Origin of the sequence: Paenibacillus sp. FSL H8-0317 (assembly GCF_045040685.1) — a bacterium.
GTDB lineage: Bacteria > Bacillota > Bacilli > Paenibacillales > Paenibacillaceae > Paenibacillus.
Genome location: NZ_CP150294.1, coordinates 4,866,168 through 4,878,376 on the forward strand (window position 1 = coordinate 4,866,168; position 12,209 = coordinate 4,878,376).

10 protein-coding genes are annotated in these 12,209 nt (G+C 48.1%); all 10 read right to left on the bottom strand.

What is annotated here, in order from left to right:
* Positions 1-2: 2 nt before the first annotated feature.
* The 10 genes from pknB to gmk all read right to left on the bottom strand — a co-directional run bounded on the left by pknB (position 3) and on the right by gmk (position 12,202).
* On the bottom strand, positions 3-2,213 hold the full coding sequence (gene pknB / locus MHB43_RS21820) for a Stk1 family PASTA domain-containing Ser/Thr kinase (RefSeq protein ID WP_339177802.1): 2,211 nt from the start codon (positions 2,211-2,213) through the stop codon (positions 3-5).
* Positions 2,210-2,986: a Stp1/IreP family PP2C-type Ser/Thr phosphatase gene (locus tag MHB43_RS21825; RefSeq protein WP_017687453.1), complete on the bottom strand. Its 777-nt coding sequence runs from the start codon at positions 2,984-2,986 to the stop codon at positions 2,210-2,212. Before MHB43_RS21825 ends, pknB begins: the two co-directional genes overlap by 4 nt.
* 7 nt (positions 2,987-2,993) lie before the next feature.
* Positions 2,994-4,034, bottom strand: a complete 1,041-nt coding sequence (rlmN, locus tag MHB43_RS21830) for a 23S rRNA (adenine(2503)-C(2))-methyltransferase RlmN (protein WP_405117975.1) — start codon at positions 4,032-4,034, stop codon at positions 2,994-2,996.
* A 253-nt stretch (positions 4,035-4,287) separates the two neighbouring features.
* Positions 4,288-5,766, bottom strand: coding sequence for a 16S rRNA (cytosine(967)-C(5))-methyltransferase RsmB (rsmB, locus tag MHB43_RS21835; RefSeq protein WP_339177804.1), 1,479 nt, complete (start codon positions 5,764-5,766; stop codon positions 4,288-4,290).
* Positions 5,763-6,716: a methionyl-tRNA formyltransferase gene (gene fmt / locus MHB43_RS21840; RefSeq protein WP_221825315.1), complete on the bottom strand. Its 954-nt coding sequence runs from the start codon at positions 6,714-6,716 to the stop codon at positions 5,763-5,765. The genes rsmB and fmt overlap by 4 nt, the downstream gene beginning before the upstream one ends.
* A 12-nt stretch (positions 6,717-6,728) precedes the next feature.
* Positions 6,729-7,217, bottom strand: a complete 489-nt coding sequence (def, locus tag MHB43_RS21845) for a peptide deformylase (protein ID WP_017687449.1) — start codon at positions 7,215-7,217, stop codon at positions 6,729-6,731.
* A gap of 115 nt (positions 7,218-7,332) precedes the next feature.
* Positions 7,333-9,882, bottom strand: coding sequence for a primosomal protein N' (gene priA, locus MHB43_RS21850; protein ID WP_047843685.1), 2,550 nt, complete (start codon positions 9,880-9,882; stop codon positions 7,333-7,335).
* Between the two features lie 3 nt (positions 9,883-9,885).
* The gene (coaBC, locus tag MHB43_RS21855) at positions 9,886-11,121 is read right to left on the bottom strand and encodes a bifunctional phosphopantothenoylcysteine decarboxylase/phosphopantothenate--cysteine ligase CoaBC (protein ID WP_221825318.1); all 1,236 of its coding nucleotides are present in this window, start codon (positions 11,119-11,121) and stop codon (positions 9,886-9,888) included.
* A gap of 138 nt (positions 11,122-11,259) precedes the next feature.
* Positions 11,260-11,472 (bottom strand): DNA-directed RNA polymerase subunit omega, encoded by a 213-nt coding sequence (gene rpoZ, locus MHB43_RS21860; protein WP_036614619.1) that lies wholly within the window; start codon positions 11,470-11,472, stop codon positions 11,260-11,262.
* Positions 11,473-11,629: 157 nt separating this feature from the next.
* Entirely contained in the window at positions 11,630-12,202 is a 573-nt protein-coding gene (gmk, locus tag MHB43_RS21865; RefSeq protein ID WP_024631121.1) for a guanylate kinase, read from the bottom strand.
* Positions 12,203-12,209: the final 7 nt, after the last annotated feature.

Genomic DNA, 12,209 nt, shown 5'->3' on the forward strand with positions numbered 1-12,209 from the left:
CCTTATGGACGGCTTGATGCGTTAATGACTTCCTTTTTCTTCTCTTTTTCCTTGCCGTGCCCCTTACCATTATTCATGGCAGAAGTGTCCTCATCTACACTGTCACCTTCACCGTCTGCCGGTGTGGACTCAGGTTCACCTTCCTGATTGGGATCAACACTTCCCTCATCAACGCTACCTTCACCTGGATCAGGCTCATTTTCTGGCGGCGTCTCGGTGCTTTGTTCCGGGTCAATGGAAGGTACGTTTACTGTTCCGTTTTTGGCTTCACTGTAGGAGACAAGATACGTATCCAGGAACTGTCCATCACGATATACGGACACAGCCCCATTTTCATTTGGAGCGAGCACAAGTGGAATGGTCAAGGTCTGGGTTGAGTTCACGGTGCGTGTTCCCCATTCCTGATTCTTGCCACGTGCGTCTTCATATGTGATACGGATTTTACTGTTTTTGCCCTCTTCTTTGGGTGATACATTAATATCAAAAGGATATTGCAGCGCTTCAGGTGGATACCCTGTACTAATAAAGATCGTAATCTTATCACCAGGATTCACCTCTGTGCCCGCTTCCACAGGCCATTGCTGCGTCACTTTGCCCTTTTCCATCGTATAACTTGGTTCTTCCTGCACCTGAGCAAGTTCCAGTCCAGCAGATTTAAGCTTTTCTTCAGCTTCACTGCGGGTAAGATTTTTCAGATCAGGCATTTTGACCGTTTCAGTGCCTTTACTTACGGTTAACTCAATCTGAACCGCCTCTGGATCGAATTTCTCATTAACGCCAGGTGTCTGGGAAATAACAGTACCTGAAGCCACATCATTGGAGAACTCATCTTTCCGCTGAATCTGATCTTCCTTAATACCAAGCTTAGTCAATTTCTTGACAGCCTCGTCATAAGTCTCTTGTTTGACATCAATCATCTTCACCAGTTCTTTTTTTGCACCAACACTGATCTGGACCTCGGAGCCTTCTTTGACAACATCGCCTTCTTTTCTGCTCTGTTCATAGACGATACCGGGTTCGACGCCTTCCTGGTACAGACGGATGACCTCATCACTTACGACGAGTCCTTTCTCCTCAAGCATTTCCCGAGCCTTTTCTTCTGTCTGGGTGATCACGTTAGGGACGGTTACTTCAGGTACAACCAGCATACCTTTGACATACCATACAACGCCCACCATGGCGATTAGAATAAGAACGGTTAATGAAATGAGTAGAGCTGGCTTCTTCCAGCTCTTGGATTTTGCCTTACCCTTGCCAGTTTCTTCATCAGACTCCATCACAGGCACTGCACCCGTCGATGTAACTCCACGAGGTTCAGGCTTGATCGCTGGCATAACGCGAGTCTGGTCTATATCGTCCTCATCCGGAAAATCAATCTTCGTTTCATTACGTCTCTCCGGCATCAGGCAAGTTTCCAGATCGGTCTGCATTTCTTTGGCCGACTGATAACGTTCCTGCGGATTTTTACGCATGGATTTTAAGATGACATTTTCCACACTTTGCGGAATCAATGGATTGAATTTGCGTGGTTCATCGAACTCTTCCTGCAAATGCTTCAATGCCACACTGATTGGACTTTCACCCAGAAACGGAAGTTGCCCGGTAAGCATTTGGTAAAGTACGATCCCAAGAGAATATAAGTCCGATTTTTCACCAGTAACGATGCCTTTGGCATGCTCTGGTGAGAAGTAATGTACAGAACCAACTACGGAACCGGTCTGCGTAATCGTTGTAGATGTAACCGCACGGGCAATCCCGAAATCCGTTACTTTCACACGGCCATTCCGGCCAATTAATATATTGTGGGGTTTGATATCCCGATGAATGATTTGATTATGATGTGCATGATCAAGAGCATCTGCAATCTGGGAAGCGATTCGCACCGATTCGTCCACCTGCAGAGGGGCGCGTTCTTTAATAATTTCATTCAAGTTTTTGCCTTCCACGTACTCCATGACAATATAATGAACGTCATCTTCCTGCCCCACGTCATAAATGCTAACTACATTCGGATGAGACAGCGATGCTGCCGACTGTGCTTCCCTGCGGAAACGGCGAATAAACTCTTCGTCATGCACAAACTGTTGTCTAAGGACTTTGATCGCTACATTCCGGTTCAAGAGAAGATCCTGGGCTTTGTACACAAGAGCCATGCCGCCACCGCCGACACGCTCAATCACTTCATAGCGTCCGCCTAGTTGGTGCCCAATCATGACTCACACCCCGTTTCCGTATCCACGGAACCTTCCCTCTGCAACTCGAACAAAGCAAGCGTGATGTTGTCGTCTCCCCCAGCAAGTAAAGCCAACTGAAGCAGTCGGTCTGCACGATCTTCCAATGCCAGTTCCAGATTGCCGGCAACCTGAATAATCTGCTCATTGCTGACCAGGTTACTGAGACCATCACTGCACAGGAGAAGAACTTCGCCTTCCTCCAGCTTGACGGTATCCAGATCTACCTTCACCTCGGCATCTGTTCCAAGCGCACGAGTTAGTACGTTGCGACGTGGATGATGGGACACATCCTCTTTGCTAATCTGACCATTTTTGAACAATTCATTCACCAGTGTATGGTCCTCGGTTAGCTGGATCACAGCTTTGTTCGCAATTTTGTAGGCTCTGCTATCACCGATGTGTCCAATAACACCTTCCGTATCGTTCAATAAAGCCGCAACTACCGTTGTTCCCATGTTGTGATACTTGTCATCTGTTGATGCCGTGCGGAAGATAACTTCGTTGGCATGCAAAATAGCATCGCTGAGAGCCGCAGACAGAGACGCATGTGACAGACCTGGTTCCAGTGTTCCCAGATCTTTCACCAACGTCTCTACTGCCAAGCGGCTTGCCGTATCCCCTGCAAGATGTCCACCCATGCCATCGGCAACAATACCCAGAATATATCCTGTATCGAGATTACGAATCCAGGCTGAATCTTCATTCACCGAACGCACTCGTCCGATATGGCTCACATGAACTGTTTTGATCAAAACGTTCTCACCTCAACTCCATATGCTTTGCACGAAGCTGACCGCAAGCGGCAGCAATATCATGTCCCTGTTCACGACGAATGGTTACATTAACACCCTGTTCCGAGAGTATCTTCTGAAAATTGAAAATGTCGTTTCTCGATGTTCTTACGTATTTGCGTTCAGGTACATGGTTAACCGGAATCAGATTCACGTGGCACAACATGTTCTTAAGCACACTTGCCAGTTCAGCTGCATGCTCTGGCTGGTCGTTTACCCCACCAATAAGTGCATACTCGAACGTAATTCTCCGACCTGTTTTGGCCAGATAATAACGAAGGGACTCCATCACGTCTTCAAAAGGAAAACGACGGTTAACCGGCATCAATTTCGAACGAAGTGCATCATTTGGTGCATGGATCGAAATGGCGAGGTTAATCTGTGTATCTTCATCCGCAAACTTGTAGATGTTCGGAACGATTCCACTCGTGGATACCGTGATGTGACGCTGACCGATGTTCAGCCCTTTTTCATGAATCATAATGCGCAGGAAAGTCATCGTAGCTTCATAGTTTTCGAAAGGTTCACCTGAACCCATGATTACAATGCTGCTGACACGCTCGTTGCGTTCATCCAGAATTTTCTGAGCCTGCACAACTTGGGCAACAATCTCCCCAGCCGTAAGGTTACGCTTGAGTCCACCCAATGTGGATGCACAGAACGTACAACCAATACGACAACCAACCTGTGTGGTTACACAGATGCTGTTCCCGTAGTTATGCTTCATGATTACCGTCTCAATGGCATGATCATCATGAAGACCAAAGAGGAATTTAACCGTTCCATCCTTGGATTCAAACTTGGTAATTTCCTTAAGCGTTACGAATTCAAATTGCTCTGTCAGTTTTTCACGCAATGGCTTGGACAGATTGGTCATTTCACTGAAATCATTCACGCGTTTTACATAAATCCAGTCAAAGATTTGGCCACCGCGAAACGCCGGCTCCCCATTCTCCACAGCCCATTGCTGCAGTTGTTCCAGAGAATAATCATATATAAAAGGTTTCATTTTGTTGTCAACACCTATTCCTTCTTTTCTTTTCGTTGGCTTCCTTCTTTTCGTTCCATTCGTCCTATTCTATCACAAAGACCACGTTACATCCATGTATACCCTTGATATCTGTACTTCATGCATTATAACACCTCAATGCCACCATCGCACCCTGTCATCACTTTTCTCTGACAATTATATCGAAGTCCCATCACAAAGAAATCCGCCGAAGTTCCCCTCGGCGGTCATGCTTCCGTGCTCTATTAAACTGTTATTCCGTTGTTTTTGTCAACCGTGCGATGAAAAACCCGTCGCTGTGAGCGTATTGTGGCAAAATCTGAACGCCTCCGTTCACAACCTTAAAGTTCGCTGTCTCCGATTCAGACCAGACGGATGCTTCTGCTGGACTATATTCCGGATGTCGATTCAAGAAGTCAGCAACCATATCCTCATTCTCAGCAGGCTCAATGGTACACGTGCTATACACCAGAATACCACCTAGTTTTAACAACGGCGCAACATGATCAAGCAATTCACGCTGTAAGCCTGCGATATCTTCGATATCTTCTACGGTTTTGGTCCATTTCACATCTGGTTTGCGGCGAATAACACCCAGACCTGAACATGGTGCATCCAGCAAAATGCGGTCAAACAACGCTTCCGGATACCGCTCGTTCAGATCTAGCGCATCTCCAGTTACAGCATCGATGCAACTCAGACCGAGACGCTCCGCCTGATCCAGGATCAGCTGGCGCTTGTGAGGATGTACATCATTCGCGACAATACGACCGCGATCCTGCATTTTCTCCGCCATGTGAGCTGTTTTACCACCTGGAGCTGCGCAGCAATCCAATACAAGTTGGTCTACTTCTGGCGCAACTGCTTCAGCGACAAGCATGGAACTTTCGTCCTGCACAGAGAACAACCCGTCCCGATACCAGGACGTTAGAGCCATATTTCCGCCACTACGTACAAGAATACCATCGGAACTCAGGCGAGAAGCTTCAACGATTGCACCTGTACTGGTCATCTCATGCATCAGTTTCTCCCGTGTGGTCATTGTGGTGTTGACCCGGACACTCACCGCTGGCGGCTCATTATTCGCACGACAGATCGCTTCCGCCGTCTCTTCGCCATACTGGGCAATCCAGCGTTCAACCATCCATAACGGGTGGGAATGCTCCAGTGAAATACGTTCGGCAACAGGCAGATGTTCTGGAATACGAAGTTCATCCCGATTGCGGATCATATTGCGGAGCACTCCATTCACCATACCCGAGATTCCCTGATGGCCCAGTTTCTTCGCCAGATTAACCGCTTCGCTCACCACGGCATGCTCCGGAATACGATCAAGGTATATCATCTGATATACGCTGATTCGCAGCAGGCTACGAACCCATGGTTGCAGTTTGGCTACTCCTTTGGCGACGTAACGTTCCAGAAAATAATCAAGTGTATTCAATCTGGCGATTGTTCCATACACCAATTCGGTAGCTAGTCCAGCATCTGCGGGGCTTAAATCCGCCTCTTTCAGACGACGGTTCAACTCCAGATTACTGTATGCTCCATCTTGCTCAACAGCACTCAGAACCTTGACTGCCAATGCACGAGCAGATGTTTTGGGTTGCTGGGAGCGAGATGCACCACCCGATTTACCCGAATTAGGACGACGGTTTCCTTCACGCCCGGATGAATTTCCAGTAGGTTTCTGGCCTTTTCCTGACGAACGACCTGGTATGTTACCACTCATCGCAGCACCGTTCCAGGTTTCAGTGTACCACCGCGAGCAAAGTCAGCGGCCTGCATCACCTTTTTGCCTGCAGGCTGCACTTCAGTCAACCACAGAGACCCATCCCCAGTGCGAACTTCAATCCCTGCCTTGTTCAATTGCAGCACGGTTCCCGGCTCTGCTTGTCCAGCATCCGAAGAAGTTGCCAGATCCATCTGATCGGGATTAGCCGTTGCCCAGACTTTGAAGACCTGATCATCCCACATCGTAAATGCACCGGAGAACGGCACAAGACCACGAATCTGATTGAACAGTTCGCGTGAAGTACGACTCCAGTCCATTTTCTCGTCATCCCGAGTCAGATTGCGAGCATACGAAGCCTCGGCATCATCCTGAGGGACCGCCGTTGTCTCGCCTGCAATCAATCGTGGCATTTCTGCCTGAAGCAGTTTGGAACCAGCCTCACTTAATTTATCAAACATCGATCCTGATGTATCTTCATCCGTAATTGGCAGTTCCACACGCGAGATCATATCTCCGGTGTCCAGGCCTTCAGCCATATACATCAATGTGACTCCTGTCACGGATTCCCCGTTAATAATGGAACGTTGAATCGGTGCTCCTCCCCGATATTTCGGTAAAAGAGAGCCATGCACGTTCACACAACCGCGAACAGGCATATCCAGCACGGCTTTGGGCAGAATCTGTCCAAAAGCCGCGGTCACAATCAGATCCGGCTTCCATTCAGCCAAGCGGGCTACGGCTTCCGGATCACGCAATTTAACAGGTTGAAACACCGGCAGACCGTGGCGTTCTGCCGCGGCCTTAACCGGTGTTGGCGTAAGTACTTTTTTGCGTCCCTGTGGTTTATCAGGCTGAGTCACCACACCCACCACATTGTATCCCTCTGCCATCAGCATATCGAGAGAAGGAACTGCAAATTCAGGTGTTCCCATAAAAACAATATTCAAATCGATCACTCCTTAATTACGACGCGGTCCCGTTTGATCGGCTGCAATTTCGTACACTTTCTCGGCGACATCCGTAAAGAGTACACCATCCAGATGATCAATCTCATGCTGGAATGCACGGGACAGCAAGCCACTACCCGTAATAATCAGCTCTTTGCCTTCACGATCCAGACCTTTAACCGTAACGGTCTCGAAACGGCGAACATCACCATTAATTCCAGGGATACTCAGACAACCTTCCGGTCCAAATTGTTCTCCCTCACTTGCAATGATCTCCGGGTTAATCATCTTGATCAGCCCTTGCTCATCACCTGCGTCGATAACAATCAGACGTTTCAGAATACCAACCTGTGGCGCAGCAAGACCTACACCTTCTGCATCGTACATGGTATCAGCCATATCATCCAGCAATTTTTGTACATTTGGTGTAATTTTGGTTACTTCTTTGGCTCTCTTGTGGAGCACCTCATCTGGTTCTTGCACGATAATGCGAATCGACATGTTGTAAGCACCTTCCTAATCCTCATCATAATTTCAGGACGATATCTGTATTTTGGGGTATTCAATTTAATCTATGTTTATACCGCTTGTTTACATCCGCATTGCTGCAAAATGCTTACATTAACATTTGCGGGTCTACATCCAGACTAATAAGCAATTTTTGCGCCTGAACATCATCGTCCATGCGCCGGGCCGTAGCCAGAGCGAGTCCTATGGCGTCTACATCCCCCCGCCATTTTATCATACATTGGAATCTGTATCTATTCTTGATCCGAGGAATCGGAGATGCTACTGGCCCCAGCACATCAAAGGCATCATTGCTGAATCGATCCAGACTGCCGAGCCATCCGGCCGCATTAGCCTTCTCTTTCAGTATTCGCGTGTAGTTCTCGGCAAGACGAATCAATACCGGAAGCTGCTCATGCGAAAAGGTGACCAGAATCAGGCGACAGTATGGGGGATATTGCAAATTGCGACGGTGCAGCAATTCCTCACGTACAAACGACACGTAGTCATGCTGACTCGCATGCCCGATTGAGTAGTGTTCCGGCGTATAGGACTGAACAAACACTTCACCAGGCAATTGGTGCCGACCCGCTCGGCCAGCTACCTGTGTTAATAACTGAAACGTTTTTTCCGCAGCACGGAAATCAGGTAAATTCAACGCTGAATCCGCTGTTATCACACCAACCAGGGTTACATCCGGGAAATCAAGTCCCTTTGCCACCATCTGGGTGCCCAGCAATACATCCGCCTTTTTCTCACGAAACTGTTTCAGCAGCTTCTCGTGCGCCCCTTTTTCTGTTGTTGTATCCACATCCATCCGAATGACCCGAATGCCCGGAAAGAGCTTTGCAAGTTCTTCCTCGACCCGTTGTGTACCTGTACCAAAGTATCGAATATGCTCACTTCCACAATCCGGACACACTTCAGGAGCCGCTTCCGCATATCCGCAGTAATGACAACGGAGATTATTCGAGCGCTGATGATACGTTAATGAAATATCACATTCGGGACAACCTGCCACATATCCACAACTTCGGCACATGACAAAGGTCGAATATCCACGGCGATTCAGCAGCAGTACCGTCTGTTCACCACGCTCCAAGCGCTCCTCCAGCCCTTTGTGCAAAGCCCTGCTGAACATGGAACGGTTGCCATCCTTCAACTCTTCACGCATGTCAACGATCCGCACTTCAGGCAACTTGTTACCCAGCGCCCGTGTTGGCATCTCCAGCAAGAGTGGTGCAAAATCATCATTACTCTGCGAGCGTGCCGCGTAATAACTTTCCAGCGAAGGTGTCGCTGAACCCAGAACAACCACGGCTTGGTGCTGCTGTGCTCTTTTTACCGCCACATCACGAGCATGATATTTCGGCGTTTCCTCCTGTTTGTAGGAAGTCTCGTGTTCTTCATCCATAATAATCAACCCAAGCCGACTGAATGGAGCAAATACAGCTGAACGCGCCCCAATCGCAACCTTGACCTGACCCTCACGAATCTTGCGCCATTCATCATAACGTTCACCACCAGACAGACGACTGTGCATAACAGCAACTTGGTCTCCAAATCGCCCTTTAAAACGTTCTACCATCTGTGGTGTGAGTGCAATCTCGGGCACCAGTACGATAGCCTGCCGATCCTGTTCGATGCATTGTTGAATGGTTTGAAGATAGACTTCCGTCTTGCCACTTCCCGTAACACCATGTAGCAAAAATACCCCATGGCGTTGTTCCTGCAATCGGCCATTGATATTATCGTAGACAAGTTTTTGCTCATCGGTCAGAACCAGCGGTTCAGTCGCTTTGAACGTCCTGCCCTGATAAGGGTCACGGAAGACCTCAACGTCCTCGGTGACGATCAGTCCCTTTTCCTCAAGACCTTTAATTGTTGCGGCCGATACCTGTAGTGTAGATAACACTTCTTTCATCGGCATGGGTAGCAGTTCTTTCATTTCCAGCAAAAAAGCCAGAATCTCCTTCTGCCGCTGTGCTTTCGCCGGGAATGAAGCAAGTGCTTCCTGAGCAGCAGCAATATCTACAGCCAGATCAACGGACTTCATCGTTTTTTTATTTAACTTGTCCTTGATGGCCTGACTTTCCAGCAGCACGCCACCAAGCAATAATTTTTTAATTAGTGCAGCATGATTGGGATACTTTCGACTCAGTTGTTGCAGCGGTACCTGACCCCGACTTTTGACAAAACGGATGATATCCTGCTGTACTTTCTCGGTCGTAGACTCTTCTCCCCATACAAATAACACCTCATCATCCGGTTGTGCACCCGCCATCTGTCCATCAAGTGCATCTCCCAGCGAGATGTATCGCTCTGCTTTCCCTTTCAATGCCGTCGGCACCATGACCTGTAATGACAAAATCCGGTTACTGGCGTAACGTCCACTCATCCATTCGGCCAACTCAACCAAATCCTTTGACAACGGGGGAACAATGTCCAGCAACTCCTGAATCTGCTTAAGCTTGAATGATTCCTCACCGGTACGCGGCACAAGATCAATCACGAATCCCTGCACCGTCCGATGACCAAAAGGTACACCCACCCGGCTGCCAATCTCGATCCATTCCCTCATCGATTCAGGTACCAGGTAATCAAACGGCCGGTCTGTTTCCTTCACGGGAACATCGACTATGACCTTGGCAATCTCCATATCCTAATTCCTCCCGGCAATGCGCTCCGCCGCAATCCGGAGCAACCGATGAGCCACATCGTCCTTGGCCATCACTGGAAGCTCCTCCACCAAACCTTCCCGGTCATAGATATGTACCGCGTTGGTGTCTGTTCCAAATCCTGCACCCGTGCGGGTTACATCATTGGCTACGATCAGATCACAGTTTTTCCGTTCCAATTTTTCACGTGCATACATCTCAACCGACTGAGTCTCCGCAGCAAAACCAATCAAAAACTGATGGGTCTTCTGTTTGCCCAGCGTTTCAAGAATATCTATATTTTTAACAAGTTCGAGCGACAATGTGTCGCCTTTCTTCTTGATCTTCTCCGTATAAACTTCCTTTGGACGATAATCGGCAACTGCAGCCGCCTTAACCACGATATCAGCATCGTCCCACTCGCGTGTTACGGCTTCATACATATCCTGTGCAGACTGTACAGGGATCAACTCAACGTTCTCCGGTGGCTTGGCTTGGGTATTGCCCATAACCAATTTCACATCTGCCCCCAGATCACGCGCAGCTGCAGCTATGGCAAATCCCATTTTGCCAGATGAATCATTCGTAATGTATCGTACTGGGTCAATGCGCTCAATCGTACCGCCAGCCGTAACAACAACCTTCTTGCCTTTTAACAATGAAGCTTGTCCCTGCCCACTAATGTCTGCAGAATCGCGCTGTTCGAAGAAACGTTCCACCACATCCACAATGCTCTCCGGTTCTTCCAGACGTCCCTTGCCCACATATCCACACGCAAGCAGACCTTCACCCGGTTCAATCATCATGGCTCCCCGTTCAACAAGCAGGTTCATATTATGCTTTACAGCTGGATGATCATACATATGTACATTCATCGCTGGAGCAATCATGACAGGGGCTGTCGTGGCAAGAAGAGTTGTTGAGAGCATGTCGTCTGCCATGCCATGTGCCATCTTGGCAATCACATTCGCAGTAGCCGGGGCAACCAGAACAAGATCCGCCAGATCGGCCAGATGAATATGAGATACGACTGCGGGTTCACGTTCATCAAATGTATCGGTATATACGGTGTTTCGGGTCAACGTTTGCAGCGTCAATTCGGTAATAAACTGTGTAGCGGAAGCTGTCATGATCACATGAACATCCGCTCCCTTTTGCACCAGTCTGCTGCATAATGTTGCCGCTTTGTAAGCGGCTATGCCGCCAGTCACACCAAGCACGATTTTTTTACCGTTCAACATGTTTATTTCCCCCGATATTTATACGACGTCTAAAGAAGATTCCGTTAAAATATGCTTATTCGTAAAAAAATAACAACCTCGCGGTTGTCAATTAATCCGGCTTACGCCGTATGCAGTTGAAGAGTAGCCGCAAGCGGCTTACTCTTCTTCTTCGTCCTGTCCTTTGATGACAACGAGCAGGTCTCCATAGATTTCTTCCAGTGCAACGCCAACTTGTTTATGCGATCTCGCACCTCTTAAATCCGTTTTTTCACCTTCACGTAGCTGTCTAGCCCGGCGGGAAGCAGCAACAACAAGGGAATACTTGCTGTCGACTTTGTTCATCATTTCATCAATAGAAGGATACAGCATATTAACAAACACCTCTTCGCATTAGTATAATCGCAAGTTGCCGCCTGACAGAACTGATGTGGCATGTCTTCACACCCGGGCATTCCGAGAAGGAGTGCTTCAGTATATGATATGACAACTGCCCCACTTATATCGCATTCTGCAGCGGCAAAAGGGATTATTTATTGATCTTACAATGTTCGGCGATTATGATGCTTTCTATTCTCTTGCACGCCAAATCAATTTCATCATTAACAACAGCGTAATCATACTGCTCCAGCAGACTGATCTCATCAACCGCCACGGACATCCGGTGATCAATGGTCGCTTGGCTTTCGGTACCACGACCCTGAATGCGATCTTTCAGCTCGTCCAATGAAGGAGGAAGCAGGAAAACAAAGATGCCTTCTGGGAATTTCTCTTTCACTTTTAACGCGCCTTGAACCTCAATCTCCAGAATGATGTCGCGGCCTTCGTTAATCGTTTTCTCCACAAAATCACGCGGTGTTCCGTAATAATTACCAACATACTCCGCATGTTCCAACAATTGATCTTCAGCAATCATGTTCAGGAACTCTTCATGACTTCTGAAGAAATAGTTCACACCATGTTCTTCACCAAGACGAGGCTGACGGGTTGTTGCCGATACGGAATAGATCAATTCCGGCACCCGTTTGCGCAAAGCGCTGCATACAGTACCCTTCCCGACCCCAGATGGGCCGGACAACACTACCAGTAATCCCTTAGACATATTACAC